Below are 25,002 nucleotides of genomic sequence, written 5' to 3' on the forward strand. Positions count from 1 at the left end.
TACCAGTCTGTTTTAAGTAGTCTATTAATAGGTTTATTGAGTGAAATAACTGGTTCCAATAGAGTATGCTTCAAACAAAAATCGGGCAATGAATTTCATCGCCCGTTTTTAAAATATTGAGTACGGTATACAACAGAGCCTTATATAATATGGAACATCGCTTCTGTTTGCATATTATCATTAAGCGCTTGCACTTGCCCTATAGTGAAATCTACGGCTGTTGACGGCTCAGAGGCTACATTAAATACTTTAGTAGCAGTCTCATTAGCTGTATTTGCACTCACTACATCAGCGCTTTCAAACACTAATTCATTATTATTTACATCAAGTAAGTCATCAATTTTAGGTAGCTTTATTTGCTCTGAATCTACAAAGGTAATCATCTGGATAGTAGCGTCTGTATTATTGAAGGCTAAAGCAGCATTGTTACCATGATACATATCAATATTACCACCCAATGAGCTCATATCAATAAAGTCGTCACTTGTGCTGTAAGCATCATTAGAAGAGTCTTCCGCTTCATCGAATGACATTATACTACGAGCATTGCTACCGCCAGTATTTACCATACTTTCGATATCTGCTTTATCCCAGACCGTGCCATCGTCGAAATAGATGTTGTCAACACCTGCAAAACTGGAGCCAGTCTCAAACTGATCGTATAGATTTATCTTTCCATCAGCTGTCGATATTTCTAGGCTGTTATCATTTCGAGTTAGATTAATATCAGATGGATTAACGCCTTTTAGATTTAGTCTATTCACTCCATTGTAGTCTTGAATAGTCAGTAGTGGACTATTTACAAAATCTCTGACGTCAATGACATAAGCATCATCTCCTTGTCCACCATTAAATCTAATATTACCAGATGAATTGCCGCCATAAATTAAAGTATCATTACCCGCTTCGCCATTTAGATGATCACTACCACCATTAGATATTAAAATATCATCGCCATTGCCGCCGTAAATATAGTCATCGTTAACACTACCTGTTAGCGTATCATTGCCATCACCACCATATAATACAGAATTTTCACTATCTAGCGTTAGTACATCGTCACCATCAGTACCAACGATCTTTCCACCTGTTAAAGTATCTATAGTTTCTTTATCCCAGACCGTGCCATCGTCGAAATAGATGTTGTCAACACCTGCAAAACTGGAGCCAGTCTCAAACTGATCGTATAGATTTATCTTTCCATCAGCTGTCGATATTTCTAGGCTGTTATCATTTCGAGTTAGATTAATATCAGATGGATTAACGCCTTTTAGATTTAGTCTATTCACTCCATTGTAGTCTTGAATAGTCAGTAGTGGACTATTTACAAAATCTCTGACGTCAATGACATAAGCATCATCTCCTTGTCCACCATTAAATCTAATATTACCAGATGAATTGCCGCCATAAATTAAAGTATCATTACCCGCTTCGCCATTTAGATGATCACTACCACCATTAGATATTAAAATATCATCGCCATTGTCACCATAGATGTAATCGTTTCCGACAGAGCCTTTTACGATGTCAATAATATCCGCTGACTCAAAGTACTCTGAGGCGGTAGACATTACAAAATCTAGAGAAGTACTATTTCCAGCCACATCAGACGCTTGAATTTGGTAATTGCCCTCTACAAATGGAATGTTAGTGACATCAGCAAGTGGTACCAAAGTACCGTTTTCTAGCTTAAAGGCTTGCAACGTGTCTTGATCGATATCTGCATTAACTTCTAACTGATTGGTAGCCGTATTGAAATTTAGAATTTGACCTAATATAGGAGCGGTAGTGTCGATAGTGATGTCTCTTACAGCGGTAAAGCTTTCATTAAGCGCTTCATCTGTTACCTTGGCTCTAAAGCTATAGTCACCATCTGCTAAGTTAGAAGCCGTACCGTTTGCCAATACTGCCCAAGTCGCGCCTTGATCGGTTGAATACTGATATTCAACTTGGCTATCTGCTTCATTATTTTTAATGGTTAGATCAAAAGTATTGTCTTGAGTAACGCCATCGTCTTGAGATATACCTGTATCTTCAAAATTATTGAAGACTAATTCACCTGGCTCTGGAGGCATTGTGTCTGAGGTGATATTGACACGATAAGCACCAATATAACTCCCTTGTAAGTCAACTACTTTGATATCGAACTTCTCTGCCAACTGATCTGGGTCTAAACCAAGCTCATTGCCATTCGAACGATAGATGTAAGAGCCGTCAGCTGATAGCTCAAGTTGACCATTGTCTGTATCTATAACAATAGGACTAGATGCTGAACTGCTTGCTTGAGATATCAGTGATTGTCCGTTTATCTGAAGCTCATAATCATTAGGTGCGTTGATACCGCCGTCGTCATCAGCAAAGATATTACCCATGATACTCTGATAGCCTACAAACTCAGTTTTTTCAACGTCTTTAAACTCAACGACATCAAGACTAATGGTTGAACCGTTTTCTTGTATACCTATACTTAAAGTATAAATACCTGGGGAAAGGTTACTACCTAAACTCTTATTATATGAACTTGATCCTGCCGAGAAAACATTAATATTCCCTGAAGAAGAGCCTGATGGACCAGTTAATGTATAACTACCATTTGCGTTAATATTTCGAGAAGAATCAAAAAGACTTAAAGTTACACCTGCATTATCACCCGTTACTTCAAAAACTATAGTGTCATACAAAGTATTGGATGACTGCTTATCTACTAATACTTGCTTTTCACTAACAACAGTAGTTTCAAACGTTCCTTGTAGTTCACGGTTATACACTTCGCTGAATGAGTTAACCGTCACATTGGCAGTTTGAGTAATGGTTTCTGTACCATCAGTGATTGTATAGGTAAAGTTGTCTGAGCCATTAAAGTTAGTATTAGGCGTATAGCTGTAGCTACCATCAGCATTAACTACCACTGTGCCATTGCTGGCATCGGTAGCTAGGACGAATGTCAGTTCATCACCATCGACATCGGTAGCTGTTGCTAGTTGACCTTCAGCAACGGTGTCTTCTATAGCGGCAATAACACTGTCTTCAGCCACTGGTGCATCATTAATCGGTGCAACATCAATCGTTGCGGTTTGAGTTATCACGCCACCTTGACCATCATCAATGCTATAGATAAAGCTGTCTGAGCCATTAAAGTTGGCATTAGGGGTGTAGCTATAGCTGCCATCTGCATTGACGATAACAGTGCCATTAACGGCAGTGTCTTTTAATGCATAAGTTAATTCATCACCATCTGCATCAGTAGCGGTAGCCAATGTGCCAGTTGCTTCTGCGTCTTCATTGGTACTGCTGCTGCTGTCAGTGGAGACGGGTAGATCATTGACTGAAGCAACAGTGATCGTAGCCGTTTGAGTAATGGTTTCTGTACCATCAGTGATTGTATAGGTAAAGCTGTCTGAGCCATTGAAGTTGGCATTTGGTGTATAGCTGTAGCTACCGCTTGCATTGACTATTGCTGTGCCATTGCTGGCACCTGAGTCTAGGGCAAATGTCAGATTATCACCATCAACATCGGTAGCGACAAGCTGACCTTTTGCGACCGTGTCTTCATCAGTACTGATACTGCTGTCTTCAGCCACTGGCGCATCATTGACGGCAGCGACAGTAATCGTAGCAGTTTGAGTGATCATGCCACCTTGACCATCATCAATGGTATAAGTGAAGCTGTCTTCACCATTAAAGTCAGTATCAGGGGTGTAGCTATAGCTGCCATCCGCATTGACGATAACAGTACCATTGGCGGCATTGTCTTTAATGGCATAGGTTAAATTGTCGCTATCCGCATCAGTGGCTGCTTCTAATTGACCAGTCGCTACGGTATCTTCGGTAGCTTCGATGTTTGAATTTTTGGAGACAGGTAGATCATTGACTGAAGCAACAGTGATCGTAGCCGTTTGAGTAATGGTTTCTGTACCATCAGTGATTGTATAGGTAAAGCTGTCTGAGCCATTAAAGTTGTCATTTGGTGTATAGCTATAGCTGCCATCTGCGTTGACAACGACTGTGCCATTGTTAGCATCGGTATCTAAGGCGAATGTCAGATCATCACCATCGATATCGGTAGCGACAAGCTGACCTTTTGCGACCGTGTCTTCATCAGTACTGATACTGCTGTCTTCAGCCACTGGCGCATCATTGACGGCAGCGACAGTGATGGTTGCGGTTTGAGTGGTCATGCCGCCTTGACCATCATCAATGGTATAAGTGAAGCTGTCTTCACCATTAAAGTCAGTATCAGGGGTGTAGCTATAGCTGCCATCGGCATTGACGATAACAGTACCATTGGCGGCATTGTCTTTAATGGCATAGGTTAAATTGTCGCTATCCGCATCAGTGGCTGCTTCTAATTGACCAGTCGCTACGGTGTCTTCGGTAGCTTCGATGTTTGAATTTTTGGAGACAGGTAGATCATTGACTGAAGCAACAGTGATCGTAGCCGTTTGAGTAATGGTTTCTGTACCATCAGTGATTGTATAGGTAAAGCTGTCTGAGCCATTAAAGTTGTCATTTGGTGTATAGCTATAGCTGCCATCTGCGTTGACAACGACTGTGCCATTGTTAGCATCGGTATCTAAGGCGAATGTCAGATCATCACCATCGATATCGGTAGCGACAAGCTGACCTTCTGCGACCGTGTCTTCATCAGTACTGATGCTGTTGTCTTCAGCCACTGGTGTATCATTGACTGCTGCAACAGTGATGGTTGCGGTTTGAGTGGTCATGCCGCCTTGACCATCATCAATGGTATAAGTGAAGCTGTCTTCACCATTAAAATCGGCGTTTGGCGTATAGCTGTAACTACCATCTGCATTGACGGTAACAGTGCCATTGGCGGCATTGTCTTTAATGGCATAGGTTAAATTGTCGCTATCCGCATCAGTGGCTGCTTCTAATTGACCAGTCGCTACGGTGTCTTCGGTAGCTTCGATGTTTGAATTTTTGGAGACAGGTAATTCGTTAGCAGGTAATTTTGGTGAGCTATCGCTTGAATTACTACTTATAGCTGCTACTCCTAACGCGGCAGCACCAATTGAACCCAGTAGAGCACCATTGCTGATGCCTTCGATTAATGAAGCATCACCTAGCATCTCTGATACAAGTGTTGTATAGGATGTTTCTGAAGCTATTTGTGTCGTTGCGCCTGTTTCAGCACTTACATAATTAAACTCAACAAAACCTATATCACTCACTGTACCAAGTGTAATATTATCAGTTAGATAATAATCCTCAATAGTGAGCAATGCCTCACCATTTTCATCTGCAATCAGTAAGTTATCAGCCACTTTCTTAGCTTGTAATTTTTTGGCGGGTTGGCCTGTCTTAGAATCTATTAAAGTAATCTGCATACCTTCTTCAGCGACTATTTTAGTAGGTTGATTACTATTTAATACTTGATTTACTAAGTCAGCATTATTTTTTTGCAAGATGAGCTGAGTTGCTTGTGCCATTAGATATCCTTATTAGAACTTCTTATGGGTTAAGAAGTATTTATGTTTAGAGTGGTTTGTGTTGTAAATAGGTAACATTAACTAACAACAATTATAATAACCTACATAAGTTTAATTTAATAGTGGATAAGACTGTACTTCTTAGTTTCCTATTTCATTGCATAATAAGTATTTAGTGAGAAACATTGTGAAGTTTGTAAGATACAAGAAAGTGTGAGTAGGTCGATTGATAATTGTTCAAGAGTATATAAGTACAACAGAGAGACAATTATAGTATCGTTAGTTTATGCTCATATGGCTATATGAAGTGATAGTGAACAGTTAGATTATTATGCTTTTCTCATAACGGATTTTGAAGTAAAAGGTCTTCAGTATAAAAAATATACCAGCATATTTGTGAACAAACTGCGAGTATAGCGGCTTTATTAAATGAAGGTAGCTGAATAGAGTAGGATGAGCCATACTTTTGGGGATAGGTTATTATTCTAGATAAAGTGGCTAAATTTAGTGACTTTGGAAGGTTTAGGTGGTGAGTACCAAGTCAGTAACGAAATGAAATTGTTAAATCTTTTAATAACTACGATGTAAGCAACTAAACAAGCATAAAGCCACCGCAACTACCTATTTAACTAGGTAGCTTTGGTGGTTTTTTAGGTTTTGGTAAAGGTGTTTTTGCGTCACCAGTTTGCTTGTCATCAGAGTTAGTGTGGTCTGGCTCATCACTAACAACATCGTTATCAATCGCACTTATCGTTTTGGTGGCCTTATCGTATTGAATATCATCAGTATAAGGAACGCTGTTTAGTTCGTCATCAACTAAACCATCGTCCAGATCCATTACCCTTTCAGGAGAGTTGTACGGCTGCGTATGCTCATCTGACGGCTGCTTTTCATAGTTGATGTCGGTATTGGTCTGGGAATGTTGAGCATCAGCATGTTTAGATTCAGGTAGTATCCTGACATCAGACAGACGCCTTACCACATAATTACTTGGTATAGATTTGCCATTTTTTTGTGCGGAAGTATCATCAAATATCATGTGACCCTGACTATCGATACGCGCATATTTCATAGGCTTATCACGTGGCCAGAAAAAATCAGATGGATGACTAATAATATGGCCAAATACCAGCTTTGTGAGGCGACTCCATTCAAAAAATCGAACTTCTTTAGAACGTAGGGCGACAAACAGTGCCAACGAAAAGCTAACGATCAAGTTGACCAGACCAATAAGTGCCACGCCAAGTATAGAAATTAGGATGAGGCTCCAGCTGATGTCATCAGCAGATATATTGAATAGTCCGTGTGCCAAGTTTGCTGAAGCAAAGGCAATGTGACGAATATCAATTGGTAAGCCGAAGATATAGCCGATAGTCGCGGTACTACCTAAGAACACCCCGAATAAGAAGTTACCCATGATAGCGCCCAAGTTGGCCTCTATAAAGCCGCCTAAACGCTGAAGCCATGAACTAGGCAATATGTATTTTAATAATTTGTGACGTTGTATACGCGCGCCTACGTTGTTATAAACTGCCAAGTTATCGTAGTAGCCGGCAATCAAACCAGATAAGAACAGGTAAACCCCCGCAATGGCAGCATGGGGTAGTGCTAATGAGTGAAAGGGGTCGAGATCATGTAACAGGTGTCCTGCTTTTTCGGTATCGATCATTGGCGCGCCAGTATATTGCAACCAAGCAAAAGAGATAATCAAGGCGACGGGTACGGCTAACATGACGTTACCCATGATAGCGATAAACTGGGTGCGCAAGATATCGACGACTAATTCTGATAGCTTAGTCAACTGATGTGATTTTTTACCAGAGCCTTCAGATATGGTAGAAGCGATTGCAGCCGCGGTCATGGCTGGCTGCTTGGTCGCGACTGTGCCGCGAATAACATGAATAAATACGAAGCCCAAACCATAAATCATACTGTTGATGAACGCGCGACCCATGGGTGCGAGCGCTAAGTGATACGCCAGTATTTTTATAGTTGCCATAAATGCAATGACAAAGCCACCAATAGAGGCTTTTTTGAGCATCTTTTGATAGCCAGCTTTGTCGGTACTAATATAATGCTCACCGACGCGGCTGGCATTTTCTGTGACTTTACGAGAGAGCAGTTTAGTATTATTATCAATCAAATAACCAATACTATAGCGCTGATTAGCCGTAGTGATAAGCGCCTGTATCAGTTCAATAACAGCGCGATCTCGCTTTTGATTATCGTCTGTGACCAACTCAGTCAAAATCCGCATACGCTGCAAACTTTGATCTAGACGCAGCATCATATTAGTCAAACGGATGGAGATACCGGTCTTATAAATCCGCTTGCGTACAGTAGCAACAATATCTTCGCACTGTTCAAGCATAACCAATAATGGTGCGGGGTCGACTGCTTGCTCAGGCGTGATATCTGTCAAGGTATCAAGCTCATGTGCTTGACGATATTGATTGACAAAGAGTACGGCTTCTTGATTTTGTGCAACAAAAGATGCTGAGTAGTTCAGTATCTGCGGATAGGACTCCATCAAATCAGGATGCAAGCCGATACCGCTGATGCGATAAGACAAAATGATAATGGCGTTTAAAATACTGTTTTTTGCGGTAGCGACTAGGTTTAAGTGTTTCTCTTCTACGCGAACCAGCTCAACCAATTTGTCCCATTTTTCCTTTTCAATATTGGCCAGCCAACGTTCATCAGAGCGTTTATTAAATAAGTAGCTCACCAGTTCAACGACAGAGTCATCTTGTGGTAATAATGGTAAAAACCGATGGCCAATCAAACGGCGTAAACTGTTAAAGAACCCTTGATCGGACATGATACCAGTGTCGGTATACAGCGCGATTTGTCGATATTGGATAATCAGTTTTAGCACAAAACTAGACAGCCCATCACCATATTCTGGATGCTGATGTATGATATCAATAAGGGATTGAATTTTTTCGTTGGCCAATGCAGGTTCTTTATCACTGACTCGTAGCTCATCAATCAAGCGTTTGAGTACCGCAGGATCTGGCACGTCGCTCAAGGCGGTAATCTGTTGTAAAATGCGTTTTAATTCTGACACGTCGCACCCTTTATCATGGTTGTTTCAGTCGTTTTTATTATTTAAGTCGGTATAAGTGGTTGAGTAATGTTTACCAATCGTTCAATTGTAGTCGAGCGACATCTTGTCTTGCGTTATTTTAATCGGAACTGCCTATTGATATTGAATTATTTTGTTAGCAGTTATTTTGACAAAAAAAAGGACAGTAACACGACTGTCCTTTTAATCAAGGTATTTTAGGTGAGTTGTAAAGCTAGCTTAGCTTGCAGGAACATCAAAATAAGCAAGATCAAAGTTCATCATTGGGTCACTACCAGCTTTGACCATTTGTGCATGAGCATCGATACGCGGTAAGACACGACCGACGAAATAGTCAGCAAGCTTGGCTTTATTGGTATAAAACTCACCTTCTTTGCCATTAGCAGCTTCTACCATCAACGCAAACATGTACGAGTAAGCAAGGTAGCCAAACGCATGCATGTAGTCAACCGCACAGCCATTGATTTCGTTTTTGCGTTCACCGATATTGTTAAGCACAGTGGTGGTTAGCTCTTCGATGGTATCTGCTGCATTCAACGTAGCTTGTTTGATAGCGTGGTCTGCTTGCATGTTGCTAACAAAGTCACGAATCTCACCCAAGAAGTGAGTGACGTACTTGCCGTTGTTACGAGCAACTTTACGACCTAGTAAGTCAAGCGCCTGAATACCGTTGGTGCCTTCATAAATCTGTGCAATACGTGTATCACGAACGATCTGTTCCATACCCCATTCGCGGATATAGCCATGACCACCAAATACTTGCTGACAATCAACAGTGGCTTCCAGTGCTTTATCAGTCAGGAACGCTTTAGCAACTGGTGTTAATAGAGCAACACGAGCCGCAGCCGCTTTGGCTGACTCAGGATCGGTACTAAACTTCTCTTCATCAAGGTTTTTGGCAACGTACATCGCAAAACAGCGCGACGCTTCCGTGTTTACTTTGGCGTTCAATAGCATACGACGGACGTCAGCATGATGGATAATAGCATCAGCGGGTTTTTCTGGGCTTTGTAGCTGTGTATCGCTACGGCCTTGACCGCGGTCATTGGCATATAACGCTGCATTTTGATAGGCAAGCTCAGAACCACCAAGGCCTTGCAAGCCCATAGTGACACGCTCGTAGTTCATCATGATGAACATAGATGATAGACCAGTATTTTCCGCGCCAACCATCCAGCCTTTGGCGTTATCAAAGTTCATGACACAAGTCGCAGAGGCTTTGATACCCATTTTGTGTTCGATAGAGCCTACCGCTAACGTATTGCGCTCGCCTAAGCTACCATCTGCATTGACCAAGAATTTTGGTACGACAAATAGTGAGATGCCTTTTGAGCCTTCTGGTGCATTTGGTGTTTTTGCCAATACCAAATGAATGATATTGTCAGTAAGGTCATGCTCACCACCAGTGATAAAGATTTTGGTACCAGAGATATCATAGCTACCATCATCATTAGGCACGGCTTTGGTTTTGATAATACCCAAATCAGTACCAGCATGCGGCTCTGTCAAGCACATAGTGCCAGCCCATTCGCCGTTGTACATTTTTTCTAGATAAGTTTGCTTTTGCTCTTCAGAGCCAGCCGCATTTAAGCAAAGCGTCGCACCAACCGTTAGGTTTGGATACAGAGCAAATGATTGGTTAGCAGTAAAAACCATCTCTTCGGTGAGCATGGTAACCATTTTAGGGAAGCCCTGACCGCCGTATTCAGCATTACCGCTTAAGCCGACCCAGCCTGACTCAGCATATTGCTTATAGGCTTCTTTGAATCCTGTCGGAGTCGTGACGACGCCATCACCCTCGAAAGTTGCGCCTTCTTCATCACCGCTACGGTTAATAGGAAGTAGAATGTTTTTTGACAGTTTTCCCATTTCTTCTAAAATCATATCGACAGTTTCCATGTCGACATGAGCCAAGTTTTCGTTGTTTTGCCAAAACTCTGGCGCCTTGAATACGTCATTTAAGATAAAGCGCATGTCATTAAGAGGGGCATTATAAACAGCCATAAACATTCCTTTGGTTCAAATAATTAAAATTGAAGTTGTTAAGATTATCAACTGTTCTTTTGGTATAACCTTAGCGATTAATAATCAAAGTTTAACAAATAAGCTTGTGAGCGAGTGTATTTCTTCGTGAATTGTGCGTACACCAAAAGTTAGCAGCGGCTATTGAAGTGCTTATAGATACCTTACTGATAACCAGAATGTGAGAAGGTAGACAGGTCGGTACTTATAGATAGTTGCTACTGTTAAAACTATGTCGATAGTCGTCATAAGCATACGCAAAACAAAGCGGCAACACACCGAAGTATGTTGCCGCTCAGGATTACACGATTGCAAAGTTTAGCGCTTTAATTAAAAGGCAAACTGATCAACGTCCATGCTCATGTATGGCTCTACACCAGTGCTGATACGCTGTACGTGCGTAGTAGTACGTGGCAATAGCTTAGCAAAGTAGAACTGAGCCGTTTTAACTTTAGCGTCATAGAATGCTTTTTCGCCAGTACCGTTTGCGATAGCAGTCTGAGCAACCAGTGCCATACGTGCCCATAAGTAGGCTAGGGTGACATAACCACTGAAATACATATAGTCTACTGCAGCGCCGCCGACAGCGTCTGGCGTTTCAGTTGCTTGCATGCCGATGCGTGCAGTCAAATCGCCCCATTCTTTAAGATGCTTGGCAAGTGGGCGAATGAACTGACCCATCTCGTCATTTTCTTTGTTTTCTTCACAGAATTCTTGGATAACGTTTACAAAGTTCGCAAGTAGCTTACCTTGTGAACCTAGGACTTTACGGCCTAACAAGTCAAGTGCTTGAATCTCTGTGGTACCTTCGTATAAGCAAGAAATGCGCGTATCACGTACGTTCTGCTCCATACCCCATTCGCTAACGAAACCATGACCACCATAAACCTGAATACCATGGTTAGCAGCTTCTAAACCTGTTTCAGTCAAGAACGCTTTAGCAATTGGTGTCAGTAGTGATAACATTTGGTCAGCAAACTTCAACTCTTCGCCTTCGCCTTTTGCGACGGTATCTGCAAAATGTGAGAGATAATAAACTAGCGCACGACCACCTTCAGCAAAGGCTTTTTCAGTCAATAGCATGTTACGAACCGCTGGATGTACGATGATAGGATCAGCCGCTTTTTCTGGTGCTTTCGTACCTGATAGTGAGCGCATCGCTAAGCGGTCTTTTGCATAAGTCAATGAACCTTGGAATGCATACTCTGCTGCAGTCAAACCTTGCACGGCAGTACCGATACGTGCCACGTTCATAAAGGTGAACATACACTGTAGGCCACGGTTTTCAGGTCCAATCAAGTAACCTGTTGCGCCATCGAAGTTCATGACACAAGTTGCAGAGGCTTTGATACCCATTTTATGTTCGATAGAGCCACAAACAACATTGTTGCTTTCGCCAACGCTACCATCTGCGTTAACCGTCATTTTAGGAACGATAAACAATGAGATACCTTTGGTGCCAGCAGGTGCGCCTGGTAGACGAGCCAATACAATGTGGATGATGTTACCGGTTAGGTCATGCTCACCGGCAGAGATGAAAATCTTTTGCCCCGTGATGCTATAGCTCCCATCTTCTTTAGGCTCAGCTTTGGTACGGATAATACCCAAGTCAGAACCCGCATGCGCTTCAGTAAGACACATGGTGCCTGACCATTCGCCAGTGACCATTTTTTCTAAATAAGTTTGCTTTTGCTCGTCAGTACCATGATGCTCGATGGTTTGGATAGCACCATGTGATAGGCCAGGGTACATAGAAAATGACCAGTTAGCCGTACCAACCATTTCATTGATGACAGTAGATAATGAGAACGGCATGTTTTGACCGCCAAAATCTTCTTCAGCAGATAAAGCAGGGAAGCCAAGCTCACAATACGCGTCATAAGCTTCTTTAAAGCCTTTTGGCGTGGTGACCTTACCATTATCAAACTTACAGCCTTCAGCATCACCGCTTTGGTTCAATGGTGACAGTTCGTTTTCAGCAAAGCTTGCAGCCATTTCAAATAGGCTGTCCATTAGCTCACGGTCAGCTTCTTGGAACGCAGGCAAAGTTTTGTAGTGGCTTTCACTATCGAGTAGTTCATGCATAACGAATTGGATATCACGTAAGGGCGCTTTGTATTGCATAACTTCCTGTCCTTTTTGGAATGTAACCGATCATAGCCAATAATGAGCATATGGTCGCACTATCCTCTAGTGCGTTATTCTTACCTAGCCAATCTGAAAATCTAAATAAAGGATAAACAGTAAAGCAGGTCAACCATGCTATCGATTACATAAAATAGTGTTGAAAAGAGTGGTGATTGTCAGAGTCAATGAGAGATTAAATATGCTCTAACAAATTCACTATAAAAGATAGGCTTTCATAGGTGATTATACAAGTTTGGTGACAGGACTGATAAGTCATGAACCTATCTTGCATCGGTTATGCAATCGACGTTAGGCGCTAGGAAGCAGCAGCATTAAGCATATGAAAACTCTAACGTTACTAAGACAGATAGTCCTCTATATGATTAGTATTAACATGAAAAAATGACAGCCAAAAAAATAGCGTTCGCCATAAAGACAAACGCATCAGTACAAATTACAACACTATTTGGTAGAACTGAGCATGTAAGTTATGTCACAGATATAAACGTGATAAACATTAAACATGCTCGTATGCTAGGAGTCTGAACATAGTAGCTTATGATTAATAACTTATAACTTATAACTTATAACGAATAGTTTAGCGTTTACTCAGAAGCATTTTGTTTAATCAGCATCTCAGTGGCGACATCAGCAGCCACGGGTTTACTAAACCAATAGCCCTGACCAATTTTGCAACCCATATCTAACAACACATCGCGCTGCTGCTCAGTTTCGATACCTTCAGCAACGACCTGCATGTCTAAAGCGACTGCTAAGTCTAAAATGGCTTTTACAATTGCGTGTTGGGTACGATCAGTTTCAATATTGGAGATAAAGCTCTTATCAATCTTGATAAAATCAAATGGGTATTCTTGCAAGTAGCTCAATGATGCATAACCAGTACCGAAATCATCGAGCGCTAGACGTACGCCAAGCTCTCTAAGCGAGTTAAGCTGTTTTTTTACATTATCATGACGCTGAATCAAAGACGACTCGGTCACTTCAATGTGCAATTGATGGGCAGCAACGTCATTCTCGGTCAGTAGTGTGCTTACCATATCAAAGAAGTCAGGGTGGCTGAACTCAGCAGCATCAGCGTTGATACAGACGTGTTGATGAAACCCTTGCTGTTGCCAAATGGCTAGTTGTTTGACAATTTTAATGGCCAGTTGCGAAAACAAATCAAAGGAGAGCTTGTGCGCGATAATGGCATTGATAAAATGAACGGGCTTGAGCAATCCGCGAGTAGGGTGTTGCCAACGTACCAATGCTTCAAAACCTGTGATAGCACCAGTCTCTAATGAGAACTTTGGCTGATAATAAGGAACGAATTGACCTTCAATGGTAGCAGTCCTAAGCTCAGATTCTAACTCTAAACTGCCAGCGGTAGCGCTTTCAATGGCCTCATCGTACCAACGTATATCATCGCCTCCATGCTGCTTGACATAGTCCAATGCTTTTTCTGCTTTGGTCAATAAACCCGTTACTTCGTTATCGTCTTTTGGAAAACAGCTCACACCCACAGAAATATGGTAATAGATATTTGCATCTGTCGCATGGCTCTTGTCAGTAGAGAAGGGACGCTCACACATTTGCATGAGTGTGTCTAGCTGATGACGTACCATATTGGCATCTTTAACTTCAAATAATAGCGCAAAATCATCACCCCCAAAGTGAGAAAAAGAGCGTAAATTATGCAGTTTGAGCTTTTCGACTTCTTCTACAAAGTTTTTTATCAAGTCATTGGCACCATCAGGCCCTAGTAGGCTGGCAAGATTGCGATAACGATCAATATTTAAGCGTACAAGGACAACCTCTTGATAACTATCCAATAGCATGTCACTTGTCTGACTCAAAAACACCTTGCGGTTTGGGAGCCCCGTGAGCTGATCATAGTTGAGCAAATGGGCGACCTGTTTTTGATCTTTAATAACTGCAGACATATCACGCAGCATACCAATATGATAAGACATTTGATCTATATAAATTCTGCGATAAGTAATATGACAGTCAATATTCTGTCCATAACGGTTGGCCATCGAAAAATCAAGTTCATAAAAACCATGTTCGTTTAAGTTTTTCTTGATATCTTTTAGAATTACTTGCTCTTCTTCTGATAAAAACTCAGCAGCATAAATACCAAGTGGCCGACCAACCAAGAACTCTTCTTTGTAGCCAATCAAAAGCTCATAACTGGCATTAACAGATAAATAACGTAGATTTTCGTCTAGTATAAAAATGGCGTCTTCAAGCTGTTCACATAGCGTACTCATCAACTGCTGCTTGATTGATACTGGAATAGTGTCAAAATTGCTCATAATAGTGGCTCACAAAAGATAAGGGCTTATAAAAATAAGAACTGCATTATCAATTTATTAACATTGAGTTGGCATCGCGTTTTACTATGCACGATACAGAACAGACATTATTCTGGACTATAAGCATAAAAGATAAAAACTACGATAGTCATACTAATACTTATCAGTTTTTACTAGGTGCTTAAGGCATGTAAAGTAGCTAACGCTACCACTGGTGCAGTCTCGGTACGCAAGACTCTTGTGCCGATTTGCCAAGGCTTAAAGCCAACACTCTCCGCTTGCTGACATTCATCTTGACTCAGACCACCTTCAGGCCCGATCAACAGTTTGATATAAGGGGTCTGTTGTTTGAGAGTATCGGGTAAAGCGTTAGGCATAGCAGGCTGTCCTGCTGCTGGTACACTCATTTGCATACATAGATCTGCAGCGTTTGCTAATACTTGATAGTAAGGATCATGACTAAGCACAGAAACGATAGAACTGACGGCCATTTGCGTCTTTGTAACGTCAGTAGCCATAGCCTCAGTAGTCTTAGCATCAGAATTGGTATTGCTTAGCCATTCATTGATAGATTGTGGCGCAAGAATGAGGGGCGGACGATTAAGACCGCATTGTTCACAAGCGGCAATCGCTACTTGTTGCCAATGTGCCAGTTTCTTTTCAACTTGAGCAGGTTTTAATGTGACTTCGCCATGGTGGCTGCTGAGCAACTGAATAGCAGTTACCCCAAGCTCAGTTGCTTTTTGAATAGCATAATCCATACGCTCACCGCGGCTCATTACCAAACCAATCTGAGTGATAGTAGGCGGCGTACGATCGTCGTCTATATGTGTAAGCAAAGTAGCAGTGGCATTTTTTTTACTGATTGCCTGTAGCTCTACTGTATATTCGCCGCCAAATCCATCGAACAAGATCCCTTGATCACCAATACTTGCTCGTAGTACACGGCACCAGTGATGGACAACGCTATCTGGCAATTCGACATTGCTACCTAGCGGTAACTCACCCAATTTAGGCAGTGGTGAGGTATCAGTATTGTCGTTGTTAACGGCATAAAAAAAACGTCGCACGTGGTCTTATTCCTATTATTTGATTGAGTATAGTTATTATTAGATCTATAGAATATCACTTGAGACAATTAATGACATTTGTTTTATGAGAATTTTTCTTAATAAAGAAAATTATTTTTAGAGCAGTATTATTACACAGTGAAGAAATTTTTAAAAATCAAATAAGATAAAGTGTATGAATAAAACGGTAAAGGGTTATTGGTCAAAATTTTGACAATAAAAAACTGGCGCTCCTAAAAGCGCCAGTCATTAATAATGTCTTCAGGAATGATTAAAGGATATTCTAGAATGCTTACAAGTTTAAGCAGTCAATCCCAATGCTTCTACCAAGCGTTTGTTTGGCTCAACTTTGTTCATGCTATAAAAATGCATGGCAGGTACGCCCTCGGCAATCAAGCGTTCACACAAGCGATAAACCACATCAAAGCCAAACTCACGAATAGCCTTACGGTCATCACCAAAATCCGTCAGCTGTTTACGTACATAGCGCGGAATATCAGCGCCACAGCTATCAGCAAAACGCAAGAGATTGCTTGAATTGGTAATTGGCATGATACCAGCGACCAAAGGCTGAGCTACTGTATCAATACCGCGTTTCTCTAACTTATCACGCAAGTACAGATAGCTGTCAGCGTTGTAGAAAAACTGGGTAATCGACGCATTGGCACCAGCTTGGTATTTATTTACCAGATTATCGATATCAAACTCAAAGCTACGCGCTTGTGGGTGCATCTCAGGGTAGGAAGCCACTTCGATATGGAAGTGATCACCTGAATGCTCACGAATGTACTTTACCAAATCTACCGCAAATGGTAGCTCACCCATGCCCACCTGACCTGATGGCAAGTCGCCGCGTAGCGCTACTAAGCGTCTAATACCTAAAGTCTTATAATACTCGAGCAATTCAGCGATTTCACTTTTGTCATCGCCAATACAAGACATGTGCGGCGCGATTTCAGTGGTACCACGCGCACTTAGTGCCTGTACGATATCTAAGGTGCGGCTACGGGTTGAACCGCCCGCACCATAAGTTACCGAAAAATAAGCTGGCGACAACTTATTAAGCTCATCATAAGTGCTGAGAAGCTTTTCGTGACCTTGCTCGGTCTTTGCAGGAAAGAACTCAAAGGAGAAAGCAGGCTTACTCACAGTCAGGCTCCTTTTAGTATTTATAAGCATCAGGCTTGAATGGACCTTCAACTGGCACACCCAAATACTCAGCTTGCTTTTGGGTCAGCTTGGTTAGCGTACCGTTAAAGCCTGCAACCATCGCAGCGGCTACTTCTTCGTCTAACTTTTTAGGCAATACTTTTACGTATAGGTTGTCAGTACGTTGGTCAGCTGGCAAGTCAGCGAATTTTTCTTCGAACAGATACATTTGAGCCAATACTTGGTTGGCAAATGAGCCGTCCATCACGCGTGATGGGTGACCAGTTGCGTTACCTAGGTTTACTAGGCGACCTTCAGCAAGCAAAATCAAATAATCGTTTTCATCGTCTGAGCGGAAGATTTGATGCACTTGTGGCTTAATCTCAACCCAGCGCCAGTTATCACGCATAAATTGGGTATCGATTTCGGTATCAAAGTGACCGATGTTACATACCACAGCACCAGGTTTAAGGGCTGCTAACATATGTCTATCACAAACATGGTAGTTACCAGTTGTGGTGACGATCATATCAGTATCTTCAAGCAAGCGCTTGTTGATGCTAGCTGCGCCGCCCGTGTTATCACCGTCGATGTATGGTGATAATACTTCAAAACCGTCCATACATGCCTGCATAGCACAGATAGGGTCAACTTCTGAAACACGTACGATCATGCCTTCTTGACGTAAGCTTTGTGTAGAGCCTTTACCTACATCGCCATAACCGATAACTAAAGCGCGGCGACCAGCAAGGAACATATCGGTAGCGCGTTTGATAGCATCGTTTAAGCTATGACGGCAGCCGTATTTGTTGTCGTTTTTAGACTTGGTAACTGCATCGTTGACGTTGATGGCTGGTACTTTAAGCGTACCTTTACCAAGCATCTCAACCAAGCGATGAACGCCAGTGGTGGTCTCTTCTGAAATACCGTGGATGTTATCAAGAAGCTCTGCATAATCATTGTGAATCAAAGCAGTCAAATCACCGCCATCATCCAAGATTAAGTTAGCATCCCAAAGTTGGCCTGATGCTTCGCCGCCAACATGGACTTGCTGACGTAGGCACCATTCATACTCTTCTTCTGTTTCGCCTTTCCAAGCATAAACAGAGATACCAGCAGCAGCAATTGCAGCAGCAGCATGGTCTTGAGTTGAGAAGATATTACATGATGTCCAGCGTACTTCAGCACCAAGCGCGACGAGTGTCTCGATAAGTACGGCTGTCTGAATGGTCATGTGGATACAGCCAGCGATTTTCGCGCCTTTAAGCGGCTGGTCTGCTTCGTAGCGACGACGCAAACCCATTAGGGCAGGCATTTCGGCTTCAGCAAGGGTAATTTCACGGCGGCCGTAATCAGCAAGGCTGATGTCAGCGACTTTGTAGTCAGTGAAAGAGGGATCGATCGTATGGGCAGATGGTGTAGTAGACACTGCGTCCATAATATGCTCCTATCAGTGGTTAACGAATGATAAAAAGAATAAAAACGCAGGTGCCGTTGTTTGCGCTGTGAGCGACCAAAAATATGGACTCTCGACAGTTAACCGAGCCTAACATAACCTTTGATTGCATAACTATAGAATGTTAATGCAGTAAATCACTATTATGGCGCAACACCTCTCGGAGGTCGTTATTGTAATAGATGAGTGGTTAATTGTCACCTATTGACTGAGATAAATAGCTGACGCCTTAGACAAACAAAACCTCAAACAGGAATCTATAGCCATAAAAAAGGCCATCGACTGATGACCTTTTTTGTTTTAATGTTTTTTGATACTACTCAGCCAAAATTAGTACCAGTTGTAGGTTAGAGAGGTAAAGTAGTTAATACCGTCAGTATTATAGCCAATATCTGTTATATACTCTTCATTAGTGATGTTATTTAGACGTGCAGTCATAGATAAATTATCAGTAAGTTTGTAGTTACCACTGATGTTCAGCAATCCATAGTTGTCTACAAATTGAGAGTCAGTATTGGTAATTCTGCTGTAATAGTCCCCTACATACTGATATTCAGCGCGTATATCTAAACTTGGCAGACGGTATCCGACATATACCAAGCCCTTGTGTTCAGGACGGTAGGGAAGAGAGTTGCCATCATCACTTCCGCCACTACTGTCTTCTGCCTTCTGGTAGTCATAGCTGCCGCCAAGCAGATAGTCGTTCATTTCCCAGTCAGAGGTTAATGATATGCCTTCAATCTTAGCGCTATTGATATTCTTTGCTTTGAAATTAGAGTAAGCAATTAAATTATCCACATCACTGCGATAACCTGTCAGACGTGTGCTGTGCCGAGTGCTATCGTACTGAGCAAATACTTCATAGTTGTCGCTAGTCTCAGGGTTAAGGTTAAGATCGCCACCATATGCAGGGCTTAAATCATTAAAGACAGGTGCGCGGAAGCCTTTAGCATAGCTCGCACCAACACGAAAATTAGGACTAAGATGCATCGCACCGCCCAAATTATAGGTGGTTTCATCACCATAGCGTGAGTCATCATCGTAGCGTAGGTTAGCTTGAGCATCAAAGCGGTCATTGGCGACGACATAGCCAGCAAAGGCACTTTTGACATTACGGTCATCAATACTGTAAGCCGTACTGTCTAAGTCTTGAGTGAGGTATTCGAGACCATAAACAGCTTCACCAGCTAGCAGCTTGTTTTTACCAACTAAGCTAATCTGGTCTTGAGTACCATCGAATACATTCGGATACTTAGCATAAGACTCACTTTTATCAACAGAGTGACCATATTGGAGCTTAACAGAGGCATCAGGCATATATTGCCAGTCGACATAAGCTTGCGCTGCGCCGTTTTCTTGATCAGCATGAACGTCTTCAAAAATACCGTCGTCATATTCAGTAGTGGATTTACTATACAAGATACTAGCACCTGTCAGTAACGTATCGCCAAAACGCTGATTGACTGCTAGGCTTACACTGTCGCTCTCAAAACCATCAGCGTCTTTGTTATAAGGGTCGTTTTGATTACTGGGATCTGGTCGGGTCGCATTGATACCATCTGTTTCGTTGTGACTGGCTGAAAGGCTTAATGTAGTACCATTAGTATTGGCAAGTTGTGCGCTCGCACCATATACGTAATGATCGTTTGAGCCGATACCTGCGGTAACTGACATGCTACTTCGATCTATATTGCTGCCTTTAGTGAATACTTGAATCACACCACCCATCGCATCCGCACCATAGATGCTAGAACCTGATGCACCATAGAGAACTTCAATTCGATCAATTTGATCAGCAGGTAGCAAGTTTAACGCGGCGCCTCCAGCACTGACTGAGCTATAACGTATACCATCAATCAATACGAGGACTTGTTTGCTATCGTAGCCGCGCATATAAAAGTTTGAAGAAGCGCCAAGACCACCGTTTTGTTTAAAAGCAATGCCTGGCTGACGTTTGAGTACGTCCAAAACGGTTTGACCTTGATAACGTTGTAACTCTTCTTTATTAATTACTCGTGTTTGCGCAATTACATTACTTGTCTTAGTAGGTGTGCGAGTGGCTGTCACGACAATTTCATCAAGCTCAACTTGTGGTAGGTTACTATCGTTGATGGAAGCGTTTTCAGAAGTGGCTGCCATTGCAGTATTTACTGCAAGTAAGCCAAGCGCGCTCAAAATACTTAAACGAAGATAGGTACGTGAAGATGCACGTGATACAGACATAGTCGATTCCAAAGTAATCAAGTTAAAAATGCAGAAATGAGAGGTAACTATTATGACGTAAAAGGGGTCAAAAGTTACAAAAAACAGTATATAAGCAAAACTGTGCTCATTATCTACAAATTAACTTGCTTTATAAACTACTTTAACCTAATTTTTATTCAGGGTAGGCTGAATGTTATTCAGGTTAGCTTGCTAAATAGTCTATTAAAAATTAATTTACCTAAATATTTTATGAGCATCTTCTTAGTTTTATAAGAAAAAGCTGTCTTAATAAATACTTATTATTAGAAATGCACATAGAGTAAAAAATCAAATACCAATACAGTTAGCTACAAAATTGCGTAATCAAAAGTACTGCTGTTATAAATAATTGTTACTATAGTATGGACATCACCTGTCATTTATCATGCCATTTTTAAACTAAGAGGTTTGTTTTGTCTATCAAGCATAATCTGACTCCCAGTCCTTTGCCTAATTTATTCTCTGCTATTACTAAAATGCCAATTATAGTCGCAATGTTATTATTGACTATGCTGTTGAGCATTGCCTTGCCAAATAATGCTTATGCTGTCGAGGCTGGTGCGCTTGGAGTGGGTAATGACAGTAGTGGAGAGACAGTAAGTACGCCATTGCCTGATTCGTTTGGCCGAGATACGCCGCGTCATACGGTACAAGGGTTTATCAGTGCGCTGGGTGAAAATGATTATTTGCTGGCAAGTAATTATCTCAACTTATCAAAGTCCGATAACCCAACGACCGTTGTGCGACAGTTTAAACAGGCACTAGATGCAGGTGGGCGTTTTCAGCCGGATCTACAGATTAGTAACTCACCTGAGGGTAATCTAACTGACCAGCTGCCACCTAGCCAAGAAAATGTCGGTGTGATTAATATCGGAGAGCGAAGTGTTCCGTTACTACTCGAAAGAGTGGTCTCAAAACAGAATGAGCAATATTGGCAGTTCTCTAGCGATACGTTGACCTCAGTACCAGAAGTGATAGAAAATACTGAGCCGACCTTAGTATCGCGCTACACGGTTGATTCTTTAGATGGTAAAAAGCTTTTTGGCTATCAGCTAGCTGATTTGGTTGCCGCGCTCACCATGATTGTGACTAGCTTTGTACTTACTTATGTCGCGGTATGGTTGCTATACCACTTATTAAGGATTGTTTATCCGTATTTGCGTGGTACGCCATTGCCGTTACCTAATAAGGTAATATTGCCACTTTCTGTGGTCATTATGGCATTGATACTATCCGAGGTTATGGTTTATGCAGGGGTTTCGGTGACCCTGCGTGAGCCAGTCAATCGCTTTACGGATATTGCTTCTTGGTTGGCGCTGACTTGGCTACTATTACGAGTGATCGATGCGATATTTACTCGAGCGGTAAATCTAAGCTACAAGAAAAACTATACTGAGCGTGTCTCAATTTTGGGACTGCTGCGTAAGGTCGTCAAAGCGCTATTACTGATATTTGCAGTGATTGTTATTTTTGGCAATTTGGGTTTTGATTTGACCACTGGTATTGCCGCACTGGGTGTGGGTGGTTTGGCGTTGGCCCTTGGTGCGCAAAAGACGATCGAAAACTTAGTTGGTAGTGTCGTCGTCGTCGCAGATTCACCTGTGCGTATCGGTGACTATTGTAAGTTTGGTACTTACGAAGGCACAGTTATTGATATTGGTATTCGCTCATCGCGTGTACGGACCTTGTCGCGGACGATTGTTACGGTACCAAACGGTGATTTTTCATCGATGCAAATCGAAAACTTTACCTCTCGCGATATGTTTCGTTTTTTCCATTACTTATATATTAAGCGTACCGCTGATCTTGACGTAATATTCAAAATGGTTAATGACTTGGATGAATTTATAAAAGAGCATGATTTGACCAATCAAGAATGGAATCAGGTCAATATTTTAGAGCTGCGTCAAGATTGCTATGTTATTCAGTTGCAAGCTTATGTGAATGCTATTGGTATCATTGAGTTCTATGACAAACAAAACGCTTTGTTTGTCGATATACTAAAGAAAGTCGCGAAATATAAAGTAGAACATGCATTGCCGACTCAGCAGTTGATTGTTAATCAAACGGAGCTTGAACATCATGTGGGAAGTAGCACTGATGACTCAGCAGAAGGAGATGAATCAGACAACAGTAGTAACTCTGCTAATAATGAAGTGTCTGATAACAAGGAAGTAAACACAAGCGTATACAGGAAAGATTACAACGACGATGGCGTTGATATTCGTAAAGATAGTGACAAGGCTAAAAATGATGTTGCAAGTCACCACAAATTCTCTATGGCGACCGTCAGCAGAAGTGGTGCGCTTAAGGCACTAAAGCATAAAAGTCATATGCTAAGAAAAAGTAAGTTTAAGCACACTAAAAACAAATCTGGCTTTTCTATATGGAATCAGCCTTAAAAGAGACTTTTTGCTCACGAATGGTAGTGAATAACACTGGCTATGTTTTTTGCTCAATTAGTTATAAAGGTACTGCGGTTTTATCACGTAATAAACCGTAGTACGACCAAAGCAGTAGACTGGCAGCACTACGATAAGGTGACCAATGCTGAGTTAAGTCTTTTAGCTGCTTGGGTGTTGGGCGCTCTGCTAAGCCTAACAACTCCATGGCTGCAACTTTAATGGCCAAATCATCGACTGCAAGTATGTCTGCACGTTTTAGCGAAAATAATAAATACATCTCAGCTGTCCAACGTCCAATCCCTGTCACGGCTGTCAAGGTTGTTATGACTTCTTCATTTGGCAAAGTTTCTAATGCTGAAAAGTCTATATCATGATCCACTAAGGAGCGTACATAACGAGTTTTTTGCTTAGACAATCCTTGCGTCTTCAAAGTATCATCTGTCGCTTCACGTATTGCTTGCGGAGTGATCAATTCTGCATCAACCAACCGTTTCCAAATGCTGGCAGCGGCGGCAACTGATAACTGCTGACCAACCATCGCTCTCATCAACTGCTCAAACCCACCTGCATTATGCCTAAGATTAGGTGTGCCAACCTGTTTATGCACAGGAGCAAACCTTGGTTCAATGGCAATCAGCGCAGCAATCTGCTGTTCTAGTTCGTTAATGTTTTCAATAGTCTGTATATTCATAGTGATTTCGCTTTGCTAATTAGAAGGTGCTCAAGTCTATATATTAATAAAAGGTGAGAAGCTCACATTAAATGGAATGTACATTAAAGAGAGCGTTCATTGAAGGAAACATCGTTATAGTTCATGTCTGAACTATGAATGATTGATAAAAAAAGGACTGCAAATAAGCAGTCCTTTTTATATAGTACCGTATCACTAACAATAGACCTATTCGCCATCTGCTTTAGGTTTTTTAAGTAGTACTAGTACAGCACCGTTACCACCATCTTTTGGTGGCGCAGAGCAAAAAGCTAATACTTCTGGCAATTGACGTAACCAGCCATTGATACAAGTTTTTAAGATCGCTTCACTACCTTTACCATGGACGATTTTTACCATGGTTTCGTTGTTTTGCTTGGCTTGGCTCAACAGTTGAGTCATCGCTTCGCGTGCTTCTTCTATCGTACAGCCATGGATATCCACCGCATCATACCAACGCAGCTTGCCTTTTTTGAGCTGATCAAAGATTTTATTTTGCAGTGTTGGCTGCTTATAAGACAAATAAGCTTCAGCAGCAACAGGGTTCAGTAGTGCTTGCATATCTGACAAGCCTGCGCCTAAATCACTGGCCTCACTACCTTGAGCCGCAGCACGTTTTGATAGTGTCGCTGCATCAGGTTTGCCTGCTCTAGTTGCGCTGGCAGGTGAGCGAACATTTTTGTCTTCTAACTGATTGACACCGTGCATGGCTTGCATAAATAGAACTTTATCGTCATCGATATGTTCACTATCTAGCTGCTTGACTGTCTTTTTTACTTGCTTTTGAGTCGGTAGCGATACCGGCTCAGTTGGCTTTTGATTCTCACCTTCAGGTGAATTGGTATCACGGCCCTTGCTCAGCTGGCCTTTAAGTTCTTTGAGCTGGTCTTGCATTTCTTTTGAAAACAGAGAGTTTGACATAAAAGTTAACGTATCGTTGATTGATGAATGGTTGATTGAACTA

General features: G+C 41.8%; 12 protein-coding genes. 1 reads left to right on the forward strand and 11 read right to left on the reverse strand.

Going from position 1 to position 25,002, the window contains the following annotated elements; translation table 11 throughout:
* Positions 1-140: 140 nt before the first annotated feature.
* The 9 genes from ACQKCG_RS05220 to ACQKCG_RS05260 form a co-directional block, all read right to left on the reverse strand.
* Entirely contained in the window at positions 141-5,450 is a 5,310-nt protein-coding gene (locus ACQKCG_RS05220) for a tandem-95 repeat protein (RefSeq protein ID WP_201556088.1), read from the reverse strand.
* 625 nt (positions 5,451-6,075) lie between these two features.
* The gene (locus ACQKCG_RS05225) at positions 6,076-8,520 is read right to left on the reverse strand and encodes a site-specific recombinase (RefSeq protein ID WP_101204978.1); all 2,445 of its coding nucleotides are present in this window, start codon (positions 8,518-8,520) and stop codon (positions 6,076-6,078) included.
* 237 nt (positions 8,521-8,757) lie between these two features.
* Positions 8,758-10,542, reverse strand: a complete 1,785-nt coding sequence (locus ACQKCG_RS05230) for an acyl-CoA dehydrogenase C-terminal domain-containing protein (protein WP_101204979.1) — start codon at positions 10,540-10,542, stop codon at positions 8,758-8,760.
* Positions 10,543-10,890: 348 nt separating this feature from the next.
* The gene (locus ACQKCG_RS05235; RefSeq protein ID WP_101204980.1) at positions 10,891-12,684 is read right to left on the reverse strand and encodes an acyl-CoA dehydrogenase C-terminal domain-containing protein; all 1,794 of its coding nucleotides are present in this window, start codon (positions 12,682-12,684) and stop codon (positions 10,891-10,893) included.
* A gap of 608 nt (positions 12,685-13,292) precedes the next feature.
* Complete coding sequence (locus tag ACQKCG_RS05240; RefSeq protein ID WP_101204981.1) at positions 13,293-15,005, reverse strand: putative bifunctional diguanylate cyclase/phosphodiesterase; 1,713 nt, start codon at positions 15,003-15,005, stop codon at positions 13,293-13,295.
* Between the two features lie 173 nt (positions 15,006-15,178).
* Positions 15,179-16,075: a 16S rRNA (uracil(1498)-N(3))-methyltransferase gene (locus ACQKCG_RS05245; protein ID WP_101204982.1), complete on the reverse strand. Its 897-nt coding sequence runs from the start codon at positions 16,073-16,075 to the stop codon at positions 15,179-15,181.
* A 300-nt stretch (positions 16,076-16,375) separates the two neighbouring features.
* On the reverse strand, positions 16,376-17,254 hold the full coding sequence (metF, locus tag ACQKCG_RS05250) for a methylenetetrahydrofolate reductase [NAD(P)H] (protein WP_166739256.1): 879 nt from the start codon (positions 17,252-17,254) through the stop codon (positions 16,376-16,378).
* Positions 17,238-18,662: an adenosylhomocysteinase gene (gene ahcY / locus ACQKCG_RS05255; protein ID WP_101204984.1), complete on the reverse strand. Its 1,425-nt coding sequence runs from the start codon at positions 18,660-18,662 to the stop codon at positions 17,238-17,240. The genes metF and ahcY overlap by 17 nt, the downstream gene beginning before the upstream one ends.
* 348 nt (positions 18,663-19,010) lie before the next feature.
* Positions 19,011-20,903: a TonB-dependent receptor plug domain-containing protein gene (locus ACQKCG_RS05260; RefSeq protein ID WP_101204985.1), complete on the reverse strand. Its 1,893-nt coding sequence runs from the start codon at positions 20,901-20,903 to the stop codon at positions 19,011-19,013.
* Between the two features lie 497 nt (positions 20,904-21,400).
* On the opposite strand from ACQKCG_RS05260, the gene ACQKCG_RS05265 reads away from it, so the two are divergent.
* The gene (locus ACQKCG_RS05265; RefSeq protein ID WP_404944615.1) at positions 21,401-23,326 is read left to right on the forward strand and encodes a mechanosensitive ion channel family protein; all 1,926 of its coding nucleotides are present in this window, start codon (positions 21,401-21,403) and stop codon (positions 23,324-23,326) included.
* A 61-nt stretch (positions 23,327-23,387) separates the two neighbouring features.
* Here ACQKCG_RS05265 and ACQKCG_RS05270 read toward each other — a convergent pair whose 3' ends face one another.
* Positions 23,388-24,020 (reverse strand): DNA-3-methyladenine glycosylase family protein, encoded by a 633-nt coding sequence (locus ACQKCG_RS05270; RefSeq protein WP_101204987.1) that lies wholly within the window; start codon positions 24,018-24,020, stop codon positions 23,388-23,390.
* A 207-nt stretch (positions 24,021-24,227) separates the two neighbouring features.
* Positions 24,228-24,959, reverse strand: coding sequence for a Smr/MutS family protein (locus ACQKCG_RS05275; RefSeq protein WP_101204988.1), 732 nt, complete (start codon positions 24,957-24,959; stop codon positions 24,228-24,230).
* Positions 24,960-25,002 lie beyond the last annotated feature (43 nt).

This window comes from Psychrobacter sp. NPDC078929, assembly GCF_050267985.1.
Classification (GTDB): Bacteria; Pseudomonadota; Gammaproteobacteria; order Pseudomonadales; family Moraxellaceae; genus Psychrobacter.